We start from the raw sequence: 21,237 nt of genomic DNA, 5'->3' as shown, positions 1-21,237 counted from the left end.
GCCGCGCTCATACACTGGGAGCATGAGCTCCCGTCTGAGCGTGGAGGACCTGGCCTTGGCCGAAGCCGTCGCCCGGCACGGGTCGATCGGCGCCGCCGCCAAGGAACTGCTGACCACCCAGCCGTCGGCGTCGCGTCGGCTGGCGGCCCTGGAACGACGCCTGGGCGCCCGGCTGTTCGAACGCGACACGACCGGCGCGCGCCCGACCGCGACCGGGCGGGAGTTCGCCCGCCACGCCGTTCGCCTGCTGTCGGAGATCGACGAGCTGCCCGACCGGATCCTCACCGCCGACGAGGCCCCTTCGCTGACCGTCGGCACGATCCAGGCGCTCTCACCGATCGTCTTCACCGCTCTCGACGCCGAACTGCCGTCGGTGACAACGCATCCCGAGATCGACCACGGGCCCGCCCTCATCCAGCGCGTCCACCATGGACTCCTGGACGCCGCGGTCGTCACCATCGCCGAGCAGACGAAGGTGCCCCGCGAACTGCGGCACATCCGCCTCGGCGTATCACCCCTCGTCCTGGTGCTGCCCGAGGGCGTCGCGGCCCCCGATCGCGGAAAACGGCCCCTGGCAGGGCGAACGGTCCTCTACTCGACGATCGACCGCACCGGCGAGACCCTCCACAGTCGACTGTCCGCCCTGGGCGCCGTCCCACGACGCGGCGCCACGATCGAGGCGACCCTCCGCATCGCCCGACACCGGCGGGTTCCGGCGCTCCTGTCGCTCCTGGCCGCTCGCTGGTGGAGCGCCCCCGGCGACCGCATCGCCTCGTCCCCGATCCCCGGCCGCCTCACGGTCTCCCTGGTCACCCGCCCCCCACTCCCGCGGTACCTCGCCGACGCCCTGCCCGGAATCGCGCACTGGATCCTCGGCGACACCGGCGATCGGGATGAGATCTGACGGCTAGACGCGCGTTCGGAGCGGGCCCGGCGAATCCAATATGGACAGCGGAGGCACGCGTCCGTATAGTGGCGCCAGCCCGTGCCCGTACCACGTGACAATTCCTCCAGTACCACGCGACTATGCCGATGCCCAAAGGCGGTCGTGCGTCCTTCACAAGGACCTGGCGGATGGTGACGTGCATCTCATAAGTAGGTCCACAGTGCCCGAGAACCATGGAGAACGCCGTCCGGTAACGGTCTTCGACCTTGAGCCACGCCATCACCGAACGAAGATCGCGGTCCAAGAGGCGATGAGTATCCGGACCGTACCGAAAACGCACCCGATACCGCTGTCCGCCCAGAAGTTCGACGAGCTGATCGGGGCCTTAAAGCAAGCCTCGGCCGCTTTCACCTCCACGGCCCGGGATCAGATAGCCCGCCGCGCGAGAGCCTTCTTCAGAGAGACGGATCCATCGCCGGAGCAGAAGATCAAGGCGACGTTCGCGCACAGATCCTTCGGGCGCGCCAAGGGCCGGGTACTTCATGACCCCGAAGCCATGGACATGGTCGATCGAGCACTGAAGTCCGAGAACGATCACGTGCGGCTGTTCTGCACGGGCTTTCCCATGAAGGTGTTCAATCCACTGGAGACCGAGTATCGGGGTGACGTCGTCGACTTGGGTGACATCTCCGTCCTGCTGCGCTTCGCCGAGCTCGCGAGTGTACTGACGCATTTCGGTGAACGCATCGGCAAGACGTTCTCCGTGTCAGTCGTGTCCGATGGGCGGCTGAACGCCGGGATGTTCAGGGCGGATCAAGGGATCTGCGAATCCTATACCGCCAACCTCAATGCCATCGTCCAAGAGCTCGGCCTGTCATCACTCGTCTCGGTGCTCGAATTCCATGCCGCCCTGGGGCCGCACACGAACCGGAGGGCGGAATTCGAGCAGGCCGTCGCCGATGCGAGAAACGAAGCCCATGCGGGTTTCGGTGTCCTCTTGAACCCCGGAGATCTGGAGCGGAGCCTATCCACTGCTCTCGAACACGAGCGCCGGCACTACTTCGGATCCTCGTTCCGCGACATCTTCCACTCCACCGTCGGGAGCGTTCGTTACACGGGAATCGAACGGCTCAGCCGGATTCTCGGTATCGGGCTCCTGGAGACCTACACCGTGATCCTGCACAGCATCCTCTGGAATCGCAGGATCGACGCCGACCACGTGCGAAACCTGCTGCCCGCCGGTCCGCGCGACGAGACACTCGGCGCCGCCTTGCGCGAGCTCGACCGGGAATGCTCACATACGACGAGGACGGCGTGGGAAAGCACTATCGAGTACTTCGCGGTCCTGCGGGCGAACAAGAGGGTCGACCCCCTCGACGAGCTCTTCCCGGACGGGATCAGGATCACCACTCGCCCGAAGCCCGGGCAGATCGGGGTCCATACCTCTGATCAGAGCGCCCCGACGCTCTTCTCGTACCATTCGGTTCCCGTTATCGTCCCATGCGACAAGGGAAGATCCGTCAAGGTGGACTTCCGCCTCAGACTGCACGCGTTGATGGAGGGTTGCCGACCGGTCGTCATGGATGGGGGCGACATCCTGTGCTATCGACAGCCGGGGGTACCCGACCTTCCGCTTCACCGATTGCCATGGGCGAGGGGTTGATCAAGGTCCCAGGAAGCGACCATCATGACCATCGCCGACAGCAACCCGAGGGGCACCAGCGACATGACCGCACCATCGACCGCAAGCCCGCGTATCTCGTGTGCCATCATGGCGCACCCGCGTCGACGTGACCGGGCTGAGGCACTGGCGGACACCCTGAAGTCATTCGACCCGGTGATCGCCTTCGATCCCCGGCCGGAGGGGCCGCCCTCCGCGATGGCGACGGCTCAGCGCGCGTGGGCCTCCTACTCGCCCAACGCCACACATCATCTGGTGATCCAGGACGACGCGACGATCCCCGACGGTTTCGAGGAGGCACTGCGCCGGGCCATCGCCTGGCACCCCGACCGCGTCTTCAACCTGTGGCAGGAGTGGACGGCCCGAGCCGGCCAGGCGGTCCGGCTCGCCACCTTCGCCGGGACGTCCTGGGCTCCCATCCCCATCGACACCGTGGTGGCCGTGGCGGCCGTCATGCCGACGTCACTGGTTCCAGACCTGCTGGAGTACCTGCCAACGCACCCGGACGACCGGGACTCGCGGGCGCTGTTCGAATTCCTCCGCACCCGTGGCGAGATCGCGTTGACCACCGCCCCGTCCCTGGTGCAGCACGACACTCCACCATCACTGAGCATGTGGGACCGCAACATCTCCACCGGCCTCCGCAGGGCGGCGTCGTACCTCGACGTGGTCGATGACACGGTTCTGTCGAACGCGGACATCGCACGCGTGGACGCGGTTCCGCACATCCCGCACCGGTTCATGGCGGCGGTGGTCGATGTTCCGCAACCGAAGCCGTTCACCTTCACGAGCTACGACGCCGTCGCCACCCTCGCCTCGATCGGTGAGTCCGAACACAGCATGGCGCGCTACTTCCGGACCGATGCGCTTCCGTTGGCCACCGGCGTCGAGGACCTTCTCGCGCCCGCGCACATCTTCAACGTGTGGCAGGTCGCGGTGCTTTCCGGTTACGAAGTGTGGCGTCTGCACGGTCGCGCGCCAGAGACGTCCACCGCCGGCGCGGAGGCCTCGATGCGCTCCCTGGTGATGGGCTCGCTCAAACGCACGCTGACGGTGGAGTGGGTCGAACGTCTCGGTGCGGCCGACATCTCCTGGATCGTCCAGGGACTGGCGCTCGGTGCCGCGATCGCCCAGCGGCGAGCGGAGGACGGTGGGGCCATGCCGCTCACGGTTTCCGCGACCACCCGCGCCACGCACGTCGGGATGGGCCCCTTGCCTGAGCTGCACTCCCGGGATTGAGAGTGGTGGCCGGCGCCGCGCGCCCACGTCGGTGCTGGGGCACGAGACGGGGCATGTCCATGGTGACGTGCCCCGTCGATGCGGCCACCACCTCACACCGCCTCTTTCGTGGCCGCGCCGGGTCTCGCGGTCTCGGACACGGGTGTCGGGCTCAGCGCGAAGACCAGTAGGCAGACGGCGCAGATCCCGGCGGGGATCCAGAAGATTCCCGGCAGGCCGAGTGTCCCGACCGTGGCGGCGCCCAGCACTCCGGCGATCGGCATCGCCGCGGTCTGGGCACTGAAGAACGCTGACGAGGCCAGTCCCGTTTGTCCCGGAACGAGCCGCTGGGCGTAGGTGACGCCCAAGCCGATGGTCACGGTGAACACGAGGACCTGGAGCATGTGGAACAGCCAGACCTGCCAGATGGCGCCGCTCGTGGCGAGGACGGTGTAGCCGGCCACGGCGATACCGAGTGCGGCCAGTATGACTTTGCGTGCCCCAAGGCGATCCGTCGCGAACCCCACGAGCGGGAAGACCACGATCTCGACGGCGGCCGCCACGGACACAAGGGCTCCGAACATCGCCTCGCTCTGGTGGAGACCGTCCACCACGTAAATGGACAGGTAGAGGGCGCGGAATCCGTCGCCCATGATGACGAGGCAGACACCGAACGCGAAAAGCCAGAGAGGCCATAGCCTGCTCTTTCCGGACGCGGCCGGTTTCTCCCGGTGCGCGGAGGAGTGCCCGCCGGTGAGGCGGGCGAGGAATCCCAGTGCGGCCAGGAGCACGTACAGAACCGACGCGACCACGAACGCCGACCACAGCCCGGCCAAGGCGGCGACGGTCGTCCCGAACAGCGGCCCGATCACATAACCGAAGGAATATCCTCCGCGCAGTGTCGAGGTGATCGTCGCCGGACGGGATTCTCCACGTCGATCGAGCGTCTCCGTCAGCCCGGCGAAGATCTGGGCGTTGATGGCTCCGATGAACGGGAGCCCTAGGACGTAGACCACCGCCGCGGACCAGAAACCGGGCATGGCGGGCAAGAGCAGCCAGCCGACGGCCATCCAGCACGAAAGGACGCCGAGCAGGGTCGAGCGCGATCGCAGCCGATCCGAGTATCGCCCCAGGGGCAAGCCGATGGCGGCCTTGAACAGTCCGGCCGCCGCCAGTAAACCGACCTCGGTGAGACTCGCTCCCAGTTCCCGGGTCATGTACAGGGGCACCAGTGGAATGGCGGCGGAACCGGCCATCCCCGCCAGGAAGAACAAGAGACCGAAGACTCTCAACTCGCGGTCACGGACCAGCAGCTTCACCAGAGAGCGCACTGCGGACCTTTGTCCGTGGAGACGACACCGCGAGGGTATTCCACTGTACGAGGCAATCCAATCAACGACTGAAGCGGGACGGGCACGTCGCTCAGGCACATCTGGCCGAAGACTTCAACGCTTGCAGCAGTGGATCAGTGTAGAGACCACAGTGGCCTCGCACAAGGCGCAAGACTCCCCGCGCGAGACGGCCGGCGCGCCGAGCTCCCGTGGCACATCCGGTGGCGAGCGGTGAACGCCGCTTAGCCTGTGATGGTGTCGATCCAGGCGAACCGGCGAGGGTCGGCCGCCTCGGTACTGTGATCCTCCATGACCGACACCGAGATCACCGCCGACCTCGTCCGCGACCTTCTGCGCGAGCAGCATCCCGACCTCGCGGGGCTGGCCATCCGCGAGGTGCCGGGCGGCTGGGGCAACCAGATGTGGCGACTCGGAGACGGGCTGGCCGTGCGAATGCAGCGCATGGACACCACCCCGGAGCTCCAGTTCAAGGAGCGGCGATGGCTGCCCGTGCTGGCCCCGCTCCTGCCGCTCCCGATTCCGGCCCCGGTGCGGTTCGGCGAACCGTCGGAGCGTTTCCCCAAGCATTGGACCGTGATGACGTGGGTCCCCGGCGAACCGCTCGACCTCGCCTCGATCAGCCGCGGCACCCACGCGGCCGACACCCTGGCGGAGTTCCTGCGGGCGCTCCACGTCGAAGCGCCCGCCGATGCGCCGACCGCCACGGACCGCGGCGCCCACCCCAGGGACTGCACGGGCGGCTTCGAGCACTTCTTCCACGCGGTCGCCCCCGACGACATCCCCACCGACGTCCGAGCCGTGTGGGACGACGCCGTCGCGGCCCAGGACTGGGAGGGCCCCCCGGTGTGGGTGCACGGTGACCTTCACCCCGCGAACGTCGTCGTGTCGGACGGAACCCTCTCGGGCATCGTCGACTTCGGCGACCTGTTCGCCGGCGACCCCGCATGGGACCTCGCCGCCGCCTGGGTCCTCCTCCCGGCCGGCACAGCCGGACGCTTCTTCGACACGTACGCCCTCGCCGACGAGGCGACGATCCGGCGCGCCCGCGGCCTCGCCGCCATGAAGAGCCTCTTCCTGATGCTCATGGGACAGAACGGAGATCGCGGCCTCCCCGGCGGCAAGCCCCACTGGGGACCGGCGGGCCGGGCGGCGCTCGATCGCGTGCTGGAGGGTGTTTGAGGCGGCAACCCGCGCTCGCCGGCCGCGAGGACGCGGCGGTCGCCGAACATGCCGACGACATCACGACCGGCGAGGCGCGACAGGACGGCCACAAAGCCACGCGGATTTCCGTCGAACGCCTCCACATGCCCGTGACCTACGCCTTCACCACGCCCGGGGGCTGCTGCGGGGCGGTGTTTCGACGACGGGGGAGTTTCGGGCCCTGTCGCCCCCGTTCCCCCGAGGGACACCCCGCCCTCGGTTCTTCGGGCGCGGCGGCGACGGTGAAGGCAGATGTTTCGCGGCCGTCGGCGAAGGCCGCTCGGTGCTACAGGTGCCGTACATCTTCGCCGGCACAGACGGTTCCTCTTCGTGCGGTCCTGCGCCGCCGGCCCTCCGGTGTACCTACTGGCATGCGTCCGCAAGAAACAACAGGTCAAACACCATGCCTGCCTGACCTTCCTGACACCGGCGGGATTAGCCGTCGGCGCCCTCAACGTTTTGAGAGGAAGGAGCGGAGGGTCGGTATAGCCGGAGAACGGTTATCCGGGCCGCCGAACCTCCGTCAGAACGTCTTCCAGGAGTCCTTTCACGTCCCGTCCGCCCAGAACCAGCTGGCGATCCAGTAGTCGGTTTCCGGCTTCGCAGGAGGTTTCGCTCACCAGGGAGCAGCCGTGGCAGGCGGAAAGGTTCAGCTGCGAGGCTCCCTGCCGGTCGCTTTCGATGCAGACCGGGTCGTTGGAGCAGAAGTCGGCGTCGTCCAGGGCCGCCACCAAGAGCGGGATCAGCTTGTCGGGAGCCCCGAGTCTGACGAGTCCGCCAAGGGTTCCCTGCGCGTCCCCGGCTGCGGTGTAAATCAGGATGCCGGCAGTCTTGTCCATCCGGTTTGAGTTGGCGTAAATCCGCTCCTGCAGCGCGGCGGACGCGTAGCCGCTGGCAAATGCCAACCGCCGAATGAGGAGATGCGCCAGGGTGTGAAGGGCGACGTACCTGGGTTCCGGCTCATCGAGACGGCCAGCCCACGGGAGGGCTTCCCTGCGCCTCCTGAGAATGCCGGCACGTGCCTGTACCCCCGGCTTGGCCTCCCACTCGGCGAGCTTCCTCTCGTCGAACCGCAGGAAGATCCCTTCACCGAACAGCTCGATCGCCGGGTAGGTGGGCTGCCGCCTGCGGTCGGGTCCCAGATCGGCATTGATCCTGGCTGCTTCCGCGTTGCCGCGCTGGAATCCTCGGAGAGCTCGGACCTCCCGGACCCGGCGTACCTGCCCGACACCGTCGATGTTGCCAAGAAGGCTCTGTGGCCCTTCAAGCCCTTCGACGCCTCGCCCGTCCACGACGAAGTCACCTCCCGTACGGTCGCGTCCACCGCCGAGTTTCTTCAGGAACGCCGCCCACTCCCCGTCCTTGAGATCGAGCAGCATTCCGTCCGCGCCGGTATCCTCGCCTGCGGCCACGGCGAGGACGGTCTCCGGCGCCACCTCCAGCTCGTCGGCGATCCATCCCGCCACCATCTCCGCCTGGGGTCCGCCGTTGTCGGTCACCACCTTTTCGAAGAATATGTGGCCGCGGATCCTGTCCGCCGCCTCCACCGACCGCGGACGCTCCTCCGGGATGTCGAGGGCCGAGATCCGTTCCGCAATGTAGTTGCCGGTGGCACCGCGCTGAACGGCGACCAGCGGGTGTGAACAGGGCTCCTTGACCGCGCTCTCCGGCTCCCAGGGCTGGCGTCCGATGCAACGCAGACCGTCTCGCGGCAGAGCCCCTTTTATGACGAGCTCGGCGAAGCTACGTGAGTTCCCGCATCCGTAACACTTGACTGTGAGAGCGGTGAGGCCCTCCCCTCGGTCGGCCAGTTTTCTGAATCGGAGGGCCTTGTAGTCACGACAGAAGCGAACCGTTTCGTTGAGCTCCACCCCGCGTCCGCGATGCGCCCACTGGAACCAGTGGACATCCTGGATGTGGCTGCCCTTCTCACAGATGGCGACGTAACGCATCGGCACGAACAGACCGCCGCAATCACAGGTGTTGCTCCACCTGCCCTTCTTCCTGCCAGTCAGCTTCGACAGCCGATCGCAGCGCTCGCAGAACCGCCAGGCCGGGAAGCGCCAGTAGGGCAACGCCTGCGTGTCCTTGCCGGCATGCCCTGCATGCGTCGGGGGCTGTCTCAGGACACCCGCCCCAAGGCGGGCCAACAGACGCTCGCAACTGATCTCCGGGGCGAACCTCTTGTCCCACCAGGAAGTGTCTGGCGCAATGAGCGACTCTCCGCGAACGTCGACGATCGCTCCGACCCCAAAGGGTGAGATCATCTCGGAGAGTCGTAGGTCATGCTTGATCTTCTCCACGGTGCGCCTCCTCCAACGGCTCCTGAACCTCAACCGCCACATTGGGCTCGACCGATCTCATCGAGTCGCCGACGAGCCAGCCTTCGCCGGGTTGGCCGAATCTCTTCAACAGCGCGCCCTGCCCCTTCTTGGATCCCTCGTAGTGCAGGGACTCGCCCGACTCGCGCGCCTTCCCCGCCCTGCGGTCCCAATCCTCGAGGAGGTGCCGCAACGCATCGCGCGTCTCTTCTGCTTCGAGGGGGTCGGCGCGCGTTACGTACCCGAGGAACCGCTCGAGGAGTCCGTCGACCATCTTGTTCAGCCGGTCATCCGCAAGGTCGAGCCGCTCCGCGGCGTCGTTTTCGGCGAGCGGACCGACCGAGTGCCTCAGCAACGCGACGAGGGCTCCGGCGAGAGACCGGTCGCGTGATGCCAATGACCACGGAGTCACGCTGGTGGGCTCCACGCTGCGGTAGAGGGCCTCGTGGTAACCGCGGAAGGTCTCGAAGTGCGAGCGATCGCGGGCCCTACTCGACCTGAAGAGCGTGACGACGACGCCGTTGACGTCCCCGCGGCCGACACGGCTGGTTGCCTGGATGTACTCGGCCGTGGTCTTCGGCTGCCCCACCATGAGCATCATCGCGAGCCTCGGAATGTCGATGCCGACAGAAAGCATGTTCGACGAGAGGACCACGTCCACGGCGTCCAACGGATCTTCGACCTTGACACGGAGCGCGCGAAGGTCTTTCGGCAGCTCTTCGGCCCCGCGACGACTCGTCAGCTCCAGAACCCTGCCGGCCTTGACGGTCCGCAGTGGAATGCCGAGCCGGTCGGCGCGCACCTCCAGGCGGCCGTTGACGTCGTCGACGACAAGAGTTCCACTACGGCCGAGTTCGCGAAGGCTGTTGTGGTACATGACCAGCGTCCAGAACGCGTCTTGGGTCGCAGCGGCCGGAGTCCGGGCGCAGAGCACCTCAGGTATCTCGATCATCGGGGTGACCGCGGCGATGACGGCCGATGTCTGAGAGACCGACTGCGGCATCAATCCGACGTAGAGGCGTCCCTCTCCACTCGCCACGGGACGGGAGAAGAAGGTGCGGTCGTCATCCAATCCGGACGGCGGGTACAAGGCGACCTCCCGCCCATAGAGTCCGCGCACCTGTTCCTCGGAGGCTCGGATCGTGGCCGTCGACGCGATGATCTTCGGGCTGGTGCCGGATCTGCTCACGAGGAGCTGGATGACCGCGTCGAAGGCGGCCACCGTGGTGCCGAGCGGACCTGAGAGCAGGTGCAGCTCATCCTGGATGACCATGTTCGGCTGTTTGAAGGTGGTGCCGATCCCAAGCAGTCGTCCTGCTTTGGGCATGAACTGCAGGCGCGCGAACTTGTCGACGGTGGCGAGCAGGATTGTCGGTGGTTCGTCGTAGAGAACATCGTCGACGACCGCGAGTGGGAGTTCCTCATTGAAGGGGCACGAGTTGTCGACGCAATGGAGCACGACGTCGTTGCCCACCATCCGCATGCCATAGTCCTGCGGCCTGTCACTCTTGGTAGTCGGCAGCAGCGGTGTCAGGCACCACGGGCAGCTTTCGACCTGGAATCGGTTCGCCTCCTCCGGGCGCCTGGCCTTCTGGAGGCGCTCGAGTGCGTCTCTCGCCTCTCGGCGCGTGTTCGGGGTGACGTCGCTGCCGACCCAAAGGCCGATGGAGAACCGCGCCATCCCCTTCGCCCGCTCGTCCGTGACCCGCAGTCGTTCCATCGCGCACACGAGTCCCGCGGCGCGCTGGAACTGTTGGGAGGTCAGCAGCCGCAAGGTGTATCGGGTGATCACGGCGGTGCCCGCGCCGGGAATCCCGTGTTCGAGCCTCCGACGGAAGATCTCGATCGCGGCGAGGCCGAGGTACGCCTCGGTCTTGCCTCCGCCGGTCGGAAACCAGATCAGGTCAACGAGGTCCCGGTGCTCATGCGCGCCGTCCACAGTGGATGCCAGGGAGACGAGCAGGAACCCGAGTTGGAACGGTCGCCACTGCGGTTCGGTCACGTCCTCAGACGACGTCCCCCGGCTGACCGAGCCCTGCCGCAACTGCATGCGCATGGCGGCCATCGCGAGCGAAAAGGCCGTTCGCAGATTCCGTCCTTCGGGCGCCCGAAGAAGGCTCACCCCCTCCCGCATTCTGTCGACGGCATCCAGAGAACGGGCGGCGATGCGAACCGCCACGTCCTTGTCCCGGGCGAAGGACTCCGCGCGCCCGTTCTGTTCGGCAGCCCAACGGGCGAAGGTATCGACGAAGGCGTCGAGTGAGCTGAGCACCTCGACCGGATCCGTGTCAATGCGCTTGAGGTGCGCCAGAAGCAAGCACTTCGCGGCAGCCGTCCCATCGACGAATCCCGTCGTCTCGACCGCGGGCACCACGAACGCCGGTACCGGATCGAGGAAGACCTTGGTACAACGCCCTTCCGTCAACTCCCAGTCCGCGGCCATGCCGTGCCCGACCGCGTACACCTTTCGGCCGCGGTATCGCAGACGCAACTCCGCGCTCTCCGGGTCCACGTCGAACGATCGGGTCGTGTCGTACTCCAGTATCTGCGCACCGGCGGACGGGACCGCCGCCAGGCGTACCTGGAACAGCGTTCGGGCAATGTCGAGCCGATCGTCACCCGTTGACTCATTCAGAATTCGGACGTGCACGGTCACCAGCCGGTCGTCGCCGAACTCGCGCCAGCGTGCGCCGACCTCAACGGAAACGCCCTTGACGGAGAGCGGCACCGGGCCTTCTCCTCGGCGCAGCACAATGCCGTCGTCGCCGAACTGTGAACGGCACCATCGTGGCGGTCCGTCGGCGGTGACGGCCGCGTATGTGCCGCATGAGAAGTCGACGTCGACGGAGTCGCCGTCGGTGACGAAGGATATCGCCACCGACGAGGGGCGCCAGTCCTCTGCCAATGGCACCGCGGCGCCGTCCTCCTCGACATCACCGTCGGGCACGTCGGCGAACATCGTGTCGTTGGCGTCCTCAAGGGATGAATGTTCCGCGGCCTCCCTCGGGAACAGCATGCCCACGGAATACTGCCTGTTGGGCAGGTTGGTCGTATCCTCGTCGTCCCCCGCCTCAGGCCCGACGTACGACGCGCGGAGATGGTCCAGCGCCGCCTGTTGGGCTGCAGTGAGATTCATTGGCCGACCTGCTTCCGCAGGAGGTCCTGAAGCCGCTTCTTGTCCTCTTTCGAGGCCACCACGTGAAGCGTGACGCGGGCCCTCGTGACAGCCACGTAGAACGCGGCAAGTCCCCGGTCGTCATACTCCCGCGGCAGGTCACAAACGATGACGTGTTCGGCCTCCAGTCCTTTGGCAAACCGCGGGCTCGTCACGTGGAGGCCCGCAGCACTCGTTCGCGGCGCGGAGTCCGAGGAGACGGAGATGATCCAGATGTCACCACGACGAGCCCCGTTCGCGACGAGTTCGCGGGCCACCACCTCCGCCGCATCGACATCGGCCGTCCTGCCCGACCAACGCCACGCCACCAGGTCACCGTGGACGATGCCCGGATCACCTATGTCGGCGCCGATGTACTCCTGCACGACGTGGACGATCGCCCTGGTGTTGCGGACATTCCTGTCGAGGTCGCATTGGAGCGCCTCCTCCTGCAGCAGTTCGAAGACATCGGGATCGAACTCGCCGTCGATGTGCGCCTGGTTGTTGGGGTCGAGGAACATTCGCCAGCGGCCGCTCGCGCGGCCATCACGAATCACGGTGTCAAGTGCGTCCATTCCGTCGGCGTTCATGAGGTCTTGTGCCTCGTCGACGAAGACGGCGTCGTACCGTCGATCACCGGACAGCTCGGCGAACGGAATCAGGTCGATGTCTCGTCCTGCGATCCGGGGCTTGAAGAAGTCGACCAGGGAGGGCGAGCGGAACGTGATGAGTACCGACTTCCCCTCGGCCGCCTCGTGTTTGGCGCCCTCTGCCAGTACAAGGGACTTTCCGGTGCCCGCACCGCCGAAGACGAGCATCCTGGGGTTGCGCGAGAGCGCCGCTAGGACCCGTGCCTGACCTTCGGTTGCCCGGTTCTGCTCTTCGATGACGGCACCGCGTTGGGCGTCGATGACGGGCATCCGGGTGAACTGGCCGAACAGGCGTGCCCGCAGCTCATCCGGCCGCGCGATCCTGGCCCCGTACGGGGCCGCTTTCGCGCCGCGGGCGACCCGTTCGAAAGCCTCCGTCATCGCGGTTATGCTCATCTGTTCCTTGGCCCACCAGTGGCTGTCCTTCCACTCGACGGCCGGAGGGGGCGCGTCGATGTCGGGGGTGACCGCGACGGCCTCGGTGGCGAACCATCCGACGCCGTCCTCATGCAGGATGGCCCGCAGCGCGTACATCGCCGACTTCGCTTGGTCCATAGGGGATTCGCGTAGCTTCCTCCAGTCACCGTGACGGTCGATGCTGTACCAGACACCGTCGTACCTCCTCACGCCGCCACCCTTGACCTCGATCAGGATGACGACCCCGTCCCAGAGGACGACGAAGTCCGCCTCACCCTGCTGCTTGACCGCGTGACTGCGCAACTTGACCGAGTAGAAGGCGACCGCATCACGGGACACGGCAATCGACTGAAGCAGGCGCGCCACCCGACGTTCAGCGTTGCTGGTGGTCGTGATCTCGATGTCGGCGAGATCCGGAATGAGGATCATGCGCCACGCCTCAACCAGTGTTCCTCATAGTCGCGATAGCCGAGTATGTCGTTGATCGCTCCAAAGTTGTCGGCGACGTCCACGATGAGGCACTCCTCCTTGCCACCGTTCGCGGGGCCGCGCAGCCCGCGACCGGCCATCTGGATGTATGCACTGGGGCTGAACGTCGGCCTCGCGATGTACAAGGCTTGTACGCCTGGGGCGTCGAAGCCTTGGATCAACAGGTCACAGTTGGTCAGAACCTGGATCTCGCGCTTCTTGAACTTCTCGATGACCTCACGACGCTCTTGCCGTCCGGTTTGACCGCTGACCGCTTTGGCCTTGACCTGCCGATAGCGAAGTGTCGCGGCAAGTACCTGAGCGGACAGGACGCTGGGCGTGAACACAAGGATCGACCAATCGCGATCTTGCTGCAGAATGTGGTTCACGAGAGCTCTCATCCTTGCCTGGTCACGACCGATTCGGTCGAGCACTCCGGACTGAAGCTTGCGCGTGGAGCGCACTTGTCTCTGCTCCTCGGGATTCAGGGCCACGTCGACGCCGCGCAGCACCTCATGTCTGACCCGTGCGAGGACACCGAGCCTGGACAACTCCTGGTACGCATTACCCTCGAACGCCTTGATTCTGCGATTACCGAAGCGAGCCGCCAGGGTCTTGGTGGGCTCACCGTTGTCCGCGTTCCCCTTGAAGGGAGTCGCCGAGAGGCCTACGAGAGGACGTTCCCAGCTGTGGCCGTCGACCCCGAGCCATCTCAGGATTCCCGTGTAGAACGTCGAGCCGCCGGCACGGTGCGCCTCGTCGATGAAGACGGCGGAGGCCTGGCTCAGCCACTCGTACTCGGGAGCGTCGATCAGGGTGGCGAGCTTGGCGTCCGTGGCCACGATCACGCTGAACTCGGTGTCGGGCTCGTGAACGGTGTTGCCTTCCCAGAGTCGACCGATCGTCAGGGGCCGTTCATCACCGAGGCCACGCCAAACAGTCTTGAAGGTCTGCACCGCCTGCTCGCACAGCTCGATCGACTGTGCGATCCAGAGCACCGTTCCATCCATGCGGCCGTCGATGAAGAGCCGAAGCACGGTCTCCGTGGCGATGCGGGTCTTGCCGGCTCCCGTCGGAAGCTCGACCATGCCCTTGAGCGCGCGACCGTTAGCCTCCTGCAGCGTCAGAACGTCTCGCAATTGTCCGCCGATGTGCTCCTGGAAGGTGTGCAGAGGGTCGAGCCGGACGGCACCGGGCACGACGAATTCGTTGTCCTGGCGCTGATCGCGACGCCCGGCGTGTTCGGCGCCGAAACCCATCTTGCGCAGCCAGGCGATCGTCGATGGCCCTCCTGCCCAGTATTTCGGCACATCCGGGTGCCCCTCGATGCTGAACTGGTCCTTGAGTTGCTTGATCGAGTCGCTGCCGTAGACGGTCAGGAACAGCTCGGCGACCGACGTCGAGTCGTCCACCAGCGCCTGATCCTCAAGGGCCTGCCAGAGTCCATTCGGCAGGTTCTCCTTGAGGGTGTCGTCCCCGAAGAAGATCGTGAGACGCTCCACATCGCCGGACGCGGCACGGGCGGCCTCCCGCTGTACCTCTAGACGATGGTCCACACTCGCCTGAAGGACACGGCTCAGGTCGGCATTCGTCAACCTCAGGTCGAACGTCTCGTTGAGGTTCTCCAGGACCCGCCGTTCGTCAAGGTCGGCGCGGACGACGAACGTCAATCCCTCCAGGTGCTGGTCGAGTGACTGATCCTCGACGCCGCCTTCCGTCGTCACTCGCTTCGTGATGTGGACGGCTTTCGCCACGGTCACGTTCGTGACCTCGTCCACATTCAGCATCGAGCGGAGGCCCGGATACAGGTCGACGACGTGCTCCGCCTCCTGCTGCCCCTCGATCGACACGGAGAAGGAGAAGCTGTCCTCGAACCTGCGGCAGCCGATCTTTTCGACGAGCAGGGTCGCCTCGTCCGGTGTCGCCAGGAGATACGGCTTCTGCCTAGAAGAGAGGTACTCGTCCTGTTCCGCGGTGGTGGCCACGTATACGGTGTCAGGACGTCTCACCTCGATGCCGCGTCCGACCCGGGTGGGTATGAGCGTCGGATGGCAGTCTGGGAACGCCACCGTACCTGCTGTGATGACGAACCTTGTCAGCGTGTGCTCCTTGACGTGCGAGGGAATCAGCGTCGATTCAAGCGCCTCCCTCAAGACGTCCGCCGGTACCTGGTCCAGTTCCCTTGGCAGCGACAGGGCATCCTCGATGCGGCGCTCCCCGCGGAAGAGCGGGAGCATGTCCTGGTACGCGACAAGGGAAGCGGATACGACCTTGTCCGGGGCGCGGTAGCCGCGGGTCGAGTTCAGTAGTCCCGCTCGCCGCACCGCCCACCGCACCGGGGAGTCGACTCGGTGTGTTTGCGCGGTGTCGAGGTCCTCACAGGTCCAGTCGTTGCCTTCGGCCAGCCTGAGTAGTTCGACCGTCCATTTCTCACGAACCCGGCCTGGGGCCTGCGCCTCCTGCAACAGAAGCAGCACCGAGAACGGGCCGGCCCCCTCGATCCTGTCGAACTCGATCCGTTCGATGGCACGTTCTCCGGGCCCACGCCTGCGGTTGAGCTCCTCAAGCACATCCTGGCGGTATTCCCCGGAGTGGACCTCGTCCTCCATCGAGTAGGCGGATACCGGGGTATGAACGACCCCTGCCTCGTGCGCGACCTGCGGCACACACCTCGATCGGTCCAATCTTCGATGGGGGGCGGATTCACCAAGTCCATCAATGTCCAGCACCTGCCTGGGCAAAGACCAGCGACCGTCGCATGTCGGGACCTTGATCCGGTCCGTCGCGTCCCGCGATACCAGCTCACGGGCCTGCGCCACAGGCACGTCGAGAACGGCGTCCCAGAACCGCGCGAGTTCGTCGTCACCGGGTTCTCTGGAGAGCCTGGCCAGCCTGGCGTGAAGGATCGCGAGTGGATCCAGATTCCGGAAGCCTCGGCCGCTCAACTTCTTTTCGACAGTGGGTAGGCCAAGGAATCCCGGGTCGACGAAGCTCGCTCCTTCAATGTCGACGTCGTCCACGCGCTTGAGGAACACCTCGCTGTGGTCCCTGAGGCACCGCATCCCGTCGGTTGTCGGGATGACCTTCGCCGACCCGATGTGGTCGATCCCGGGGTGCATCAAGACGAAGTCGAGGGCTTTGGCGGCGGAACCGAGATCGGCTCCTTCGGCCCACTCACGCAGCCAGGACAGGACGCCCCTCTTGGGGATGTGTTCCAAGGCCTTCGACTGGTCCCTGGAACGTCGATCCGAGAAGGCGGAGGAGACGCTGTTCACAAACAGATCGCGTAGGCGGGTCACCCGCTGGCCGTTGGCGTAGCAACGCCAGTGGGGAACGTCGTCACCGGTGTTTGGCGACTTGATCCACGCCTCGTGATCCCGGCCCTCGACTTCGTTGCCGACAGCGAAGTCGAGGGGGCGAAGCTCTCCCGGGGTACGCATGATGCCCGTCGCGTCGGGGATCAGGGACTTCGCGACTCCGATCTGTGGAACGAAGGCGCAAAGGATCTCGTCACCGAACGAGTGTGTTTCACGACCACGCGCGGGCATGTAGTCAAGGTGGGCGGCAGGGTCGTCGGTGGAGGAGATCTTCGGGAGGCTGCCGACGAACATCTCGGAGAGGGTGACCAGGATTTCTCGGTTGTAGTTGTTCTCGAGAAGAGTCGTACGGTCGTCGTTGACGCTCCAGGGCGCGTTGAAGAGCGCGGACGCCGACGTCCTGTCCTGGAGGGGAAAGTACGACCAGAACTCGCCCACCCTCAGTCGGGCGAAGCGTGCGGGTACCGCGACCGTGACCTTCACCTGGTCACGCGACACCGCTTCGCCGACCTCGGCCCGAGCCTTCGCGCTGGGTGCGTGCATCTCGTTCTTGACGTGCCACACATCGTGATCACTACCTGGTCGCTCAATCCGGAACCGACCGTCTCCGAGATCACGCGACACATGGCTTGTCACGAAGTCGGCACCCGCCCCGACGATGCGGAGTTTGACCTCCCGCACCGCGTTGACGAACAGAAGGAACTCCGAGCGGAACTCCTTGATCTCCTTCGTGAGGTTGTCCAGCTTCGACGCGAGCGGCAGCCTGACGATCGTCACCGCCCACTCCGCGAGTTCCGCCAGGATCGGATCCTCCGTGAACTCTGCTTCCGCGTCGATCCGCGTGGCGGTTCTGAGGACCGGCAACCTCTTGACGGTCGAATCGACCGCCGCAATCGCCGCCTTCGACTCAGGCGAGTTGAACTCGAAGGCGATCGATCGGCTGAAGACCTGCGGAGAATCGGTGACGGCGAGCACGGATTTGAACCCCAGCCCGAATCGTCCGATCTCATCGCCTCTCTTGCCGCTGAGGTGTGCGTGGGCGATCGTGTTCAGGCCGCTCCGTGAGAACGGGCGCCCTACATTCGCGCAGTACAACGTCCGGTGGCCGAGGTCAAGGACGATCTCGACCCGTCCTGCTCCGTCGGCGTGCTCGTCCGACCCTGACATCGCGTCGGCGGCGTTCTGTACCAGTTCGAGCAGCGTACGGTTGGAGTATCCGCCAACCCGGATGGACTCCTCGTGATTGGCGTGCTCGGTGATCAGGTTCGGATTGGCGCGGTACGCGTCAACCGCCCGCTCGAATAGATCGTCAACCTCTCCGACCATCCCCGCGTCAGGGGCCCACTCGGCACGTTTCATCGTCACGGCTACGCCTCCCCAGTCGCCGACGAGACCGGAATACACCCCTGCAAGATCCGCATCCAAGTGGCTCCTGAAGTTCGATTGCCTGTTTCCCTCCACAGCTCGTCGCATGACCCACCGCATCACTACGGAGCGTAGTTGGAACGAGCGACACCCCGGCTCTTTGCCATCAGAACGGCTCTTCGAGACAGAGGGCGGGCACAGGCGACGAACATTCACATTCTGTCAGGCGTAATCGGGGGGTGGGTATCCGGTGATGTGCGCACGACACCGCCGCCGGGAGACCTCAGCCTCCTGAAGGTCGACCGAGACCGGCTAATAGAATCTGTCTCCATGATCCCTGAACAGGCGCGGCCGTCCTCACCTGCGCCGATCCACATAGTGGATCTCTTCGCCGGTCCAGGTGGACTCGATGTGGCGGCGCGCTGGTTGGGTGTCGGGGTGGACGGGATCGAGTGGGATGCCAATGCCTGCGCAACTCGGCGGGCGGCCGGGCTGGGGACCGAGCAGGGCGACGTCCGCAAGTACGGGCCTCGCGACTTCAAGTTCAAGAGCGCGAATGTTCTGGCAGGCGGTCCGCCTTGTCAGACGTTCACGGTGGCCGGGTCAGGTGCCGGGCGTCGGGCCCTAGACCAGGTTCTGGCATTTGTGAAGGCGATGGCCGCTGGCGAGGACGTGTCCGCAGAACTTGCAGACCTTGACGACGAACGCACCGGGCTGGTCTTGGAGCCGCTGCGGTGGGCGCTGGAGGCGGTGCGGGCGGATGACCGTAAGCCCTTTGAGACGGTCGTGTTGGAACAGGTGCCGGCGGTCCTGCCGGTGTGGAAGGCCGTCGGTGAGGCCCTTGAGGGCGTCGGTTACAAGGTCGACTGCGGAATTCTGCACACCGAGGAGTTCGGTGTGCCACAGACCCGTCGTCGGGCGATCCTGATCGCCCGACGTGACCGTCAGCCTCGGCTGCCCGAGCCGACGCATCGCCGCTACCGCAAGGGTGTGCCGAGGTCCGCTGGGGAAACACGGTTGTTGCCTTGGGAGACGATGGGTGCAGCACTGAAGCGGCCGCATCCGTTCGTCGTGATCTCGAACTACGGCACGGGGGGTGACCCCAAGGCGAGAGGCAGGCGCACGAGCGAGGAACCGTCGGCCACCGTCACGGGCAAGATCTCCCGTAATCGGCTGGTGTCGCCCGCCGGCGCCGAGCTCGACCGGTTCACCAACTTCGAGGCGGGGAGGCTGCAGACGTTCCCGATCGACTACCCGTGGTCGGGGGCCGACGTCGCCCAGCAGATCGGCAATGCGATCCCGCCCCGCCTGGCGGCTCATGTTCTCGCCGCGGCGCTGGGGCGGGATCTGGACGAGGGTTTCTTCGAGTCGGTTCTTGCCTCCGGATGGGGGCCGTTCAGCGGTCCCGAGGGGGAGACTCCGCCGGTCTCGTCGCCTGGTGCGGACAGTCCCGAGCAGTCAAAAGCCGTTCCGGCTCCGGTCGCGTTGTAGGGCGGGACGTTACCGTGTCGTCTTGGGCGGCGCTGCGGACCTCTTCGACGGGGTGGGTGCGGCTGGGCCGGTGGCTTTCAGCAGCCGTGCGAGTCTGGTGGCTGCCGTGTCGGAGTCCTCGTGTTCCCACACCCGCAGCACGGTCCAGCCAGCGGCTTTGAGGGCGGTGTCGGTTTCGATGTCGCGCTCCTTGGTGCGCTGTATCTTTTCGGCCCAGAACGCCGCGTTGGTTTTGGCGACAGTGTGGTGTTCGGGGCAGCCGTGCCAGAAGCATCCGTCGAGGAAGACGGCGACCTTGGCGCGGGTGAAGACCATGTCCGCGGTGCGTCGCAGGGAGCGTATTGGTCTAGTGGAGACCCGGTAGCGCAGCCCTAGGGCGTGGGCGGCACGTCTCAACTTGAGTTCGGGGCGCGTATCGCGTCCCTTGTTGGACTTCATGCTGCGCCTGACGCCCTCGCTGGACGCCCAGGACTTTTCTCGGGTCATGTTCTTCTCATACCACCGTCACGCTTCGGTCGCCCAGGTCAATGTCGGCGCCGGTGTCCACGGGCCATGGATCCGGCGGCCTCAGGGTTCAAAGGCGATGTCGTGAACGTGTTCGGCGATGGCCCGACCCAGGAGTGCGGGGACGGCGTTGCCGATCTGGCGGGCGACCTCGATCTTGGTGCCTTCGAAGACGAAGTCGTCGGGGAAGGACTGAAGGCGTGCGGCCTCGCGGTGGGTGATGGGGCGGTCGGCCTCCGGGTGGAGGTAGCGGCCCTTCTCGGGTTTGTAAAACTCGGTGCGGATGGTCACCGAGGGACGGTCCCACCACAGGCGGCCCATCACGTCGGTGGTGCCGGTGGGTTTCTCGGCCCAGCACCTCGGAAGCAGGTCAGGACGGTTGCGGGCCAGGTCGAAGCGGTTGCCGCCTTCGGGAATCGCCCGGTACCGCTCCAGCGACGTCGGGCGTGGGTTGCGTTTGAGGTGAAGGTCCTGCTGGTCGCCGTCCCAGCCGATCTCCTCGCGGATCGGTGTGACCGGCAGATCGGCGATCGCGTCGCGCACCGTGCGATAGGCCTGGCGGGTGTCAGGTCCGTGGGTCGCCGGTGGCGGCCAGGGAACCTCGTCGACGTCGCGGACGGCAATGAAGATGCCCCGCCTGCGGCTTTGAGGGACTCCGTGGTCGGCGGCGTGCAGAACGCCGTGGCCGTGGGCGTAGTCGCGAAGGACCGGGTCGGTGTCCATGAGTTCGAGGAGCCGGGCGAACTGCGCCGAGCGTTGAAACTCCGGAACGTTTTCGATGACGAACACCTTGGGCCTGATCTCTCGCACCGCGGTGAGGTAGTGCCGCCACAGTTCGTTGAGTTGTGAACGGGACTCGTCGTCACGGTCCCGGCCAAGCGGGGAGAAGCCCTGACATGGGGGGCCTCCGATGATCACATCGGCCTCGGGGTATTCGGTGACCATCTCGATGGGCCCGGAGTACACATCACAACCGAAGTTGCGTTTGAAGGTGCGGGCCGCAGCAGGGTCGACCTCGACGGCGAACACGGGTTCGTACCCGCGGCCGGACATCGCAAACCCCTGACTCAGCCCACCCGCACCGGCGAACAGGTCGACCGTCCGGATCACTTGATCGGCCACGACACCGACTCCTCCCGGGCGAATGACAACGCTGTAACCATACGACCGGGGTCCGACGAATCAAGTCGAAACAGTCGGCGAGACGCGCCAA

At 65.8% G+C, this 21,237-nt stretch carries 12 protein-coding genes; 5 read left to right on the top strand and 7 right to left on the bottom strand.

Annotated elements, in window-relative coordinates; genetic code table 11:
• Positions 1-22 precede the first annotated feature (22 nt).
• The 3 genes from HNR73_RS19880 (at position 23) to HNR73_RS19870 (ending at position 3,806) form a co-directional block, all read left to right on the top strand.
• On the top strand, positions 23-904 hold the full coding sequence (locus HNR73_RS19880; protein ID WP_184789027.1) for a LysR family transcriptional regulator: 882 nt from the start codon (positions 23-25) through the stop codon (positions 902-904).
• 202 nt (positions 905-1,106) lie between these two features.
• Positions 1,107-2,549 (top strand): hypothetical protein, encoded by a 1,443-nt coding sequence (locus HNR73_RS19875; protein ID WP_184789026.1) that lies wholly within the window; start codon positions 1,107-1,109, stop codon positions 2,547-2,549.
• 108 nt (positions 2,550-2,657) lie between these two features.
• Positions 2,658-3,806: a hypothetical protein gene (locus HNR73_RS19870; protein ID WP_184789025.1), complete on the top strand. Its 1,149-nt coding sequence runs from the start codon at positions 2,658-2,660 to the stop codon at positions 3,804-3,806.
• Between the two features lie 92 nt (positions 3,807-3,898).
• On the opposite strand, the gene HNR73_RS19865 is transcribed toward HNR73_RS19870, so the two are convergent.
• Positions 3,899-5,116, bottom strand: coding sequence for an MFS transporter (locus HNR73_RS19865; RefSeq protein WP_184789024.1), 1,218 nt, complete (start codon positions 5,114-5,116; stop codon positions 3,899-3,901).
• Between the two features lie 309 nt (positions 5,117-5,425).
• On the opposite strand from HNR73_RS19865, the gene HNR73_RS19860 reads away from it, so the two are divergent.
• Entirely contained in the window at positions 5,426-6,316 is an 891-nt protein-coding gene (locus tag HNR73_RS19860) for a phosphotransferase (protein WP_184789023.1), read from the top strand.
• A gap of 521 nt (positions 6,317-6,837) precedes the next feature.
• On the opposite strand, the gene drmB is transcribed toward HNR73_RS19860, so the two are convergent.
• The 4 genes from drmB to HNR73_RS19840 are packed head-to-tail and all read right to left on the bottom strand — an operon-like array spanning position 6,838 to position 18,149.
• Positions 6,838-8,640: an MrfA Zn-binding domain-containing protein gene (gene drmB, locus HNR73_RS19855; RefSeq protein WP_184789022.1), complete on the bottom strand. Its 1,803-nt coding sequence runs from the start codon at positions 8,638-8,640 to the stop codon at positions 6,838-6,840.
• Positions 8,621-11,794 (bottom strand): helicase-related protein, encoded by a 3,174-nt coding sequence (locus tag HNR73_RS19850; protein ID WP_184789021.1) that lies wholly within the window; start codon positions 11,792-11,794, stop codon positions 8,621-8,623. The genes drmB and HNR73_RS19850 overlap by 20 nt, the downstream gene beginning before the upstream one ends.
• Positions 11,791-13,308 carry a nuclease-related domain-containing DEAD/DEAH box helicase gene (locus tag HNR73_RS19845; protein ID WP_184789020.1) on the bottom strand — a complete coding sequence of 506 codons (1,518 nt, stop codon included), beginning with the start codon at positions 13,306-13,308 and terminating at the stop codon, positions 11,791-11,793. The genes HNR73_RS19850 and HNR73_RS19845 overlap by 4 nt, the downstream gene beginning before the upstream one ends.
• On the bottom strand, positions 13,305-18,149 hold the full coding sequence (locus HNR73_RS19840; protein WP_239122141.1) for a DEAD/DEAH box helicase: 4,845 nt from the start codon (positions 18,147-18,149) through the stop codon (positions 13,305-13,307). The genes HNR73_RS19845 and HNR73_RS19840 overlap by 4 nt, the downstream gene beginning before the upstream one ends.
• Positions 18,150-18,359: 210 nt before the next feature.
• Between HNR73_RS19840 and HNR73_RS19835 the strand changes: the two genes are divergently transcribed.
• Positions 18,360-19,520, top strand: a complete 1,161-nt coding sequence (locus HNR73_RS19835) for a DNA cytosine methyltransferase (protein ID WP_184789019.1) — start codon at positions 18,360-18,362, stop codon at positions 19,518-19,520.
• Positions 19,521-19,529: 9 nt separating this feature from the next.
• On the opposite strand, the gene HNR73_RS19830 is transcribed toward HNR73_RS19835, so the two are convergent.
• Positions 19,530-20,006 (bottom strand): very short patch repair endonuclease, encoded by a 477-nt coding sequence (locus HNR73_RS19830; protein WP_184789018.1) that lies wholly within the window; start codon positions 20,004-20,006, stop codon positions 19,530-19,532.
• An 81-nt stretch (positions 20,007-20,087) separates the two neighbouring features.
• Positions 20,088-21,146: a DNA cytosine methyltransferase gene (locus HNR73_RS19825; RefSeq protein WP_184789017.1), complete on the bottom strand. Its 1,059-nt coding sequence runs from the start codon at positions 21,144-21,146 to the stop codon at positions 20,088-20,090.
• Positions 21,147-21,237: the final 91 nt, after the last annotated feature.

This window comes from Phytomonospora endophytica (genome assembly GCF_014202425.1).
Classification (GTDB): Bacteria; Actinomycetota; Actinomycetes; order Mycobacteriales; family Micromonosporaceae; genus Phytomonospora; species Phytomonospora endophytica.
The sequence above is the reverse complement of the archived record's forward strand: the minus strand, read 5'-3'. Positions and strand labels throughout refer to the sequence as shown.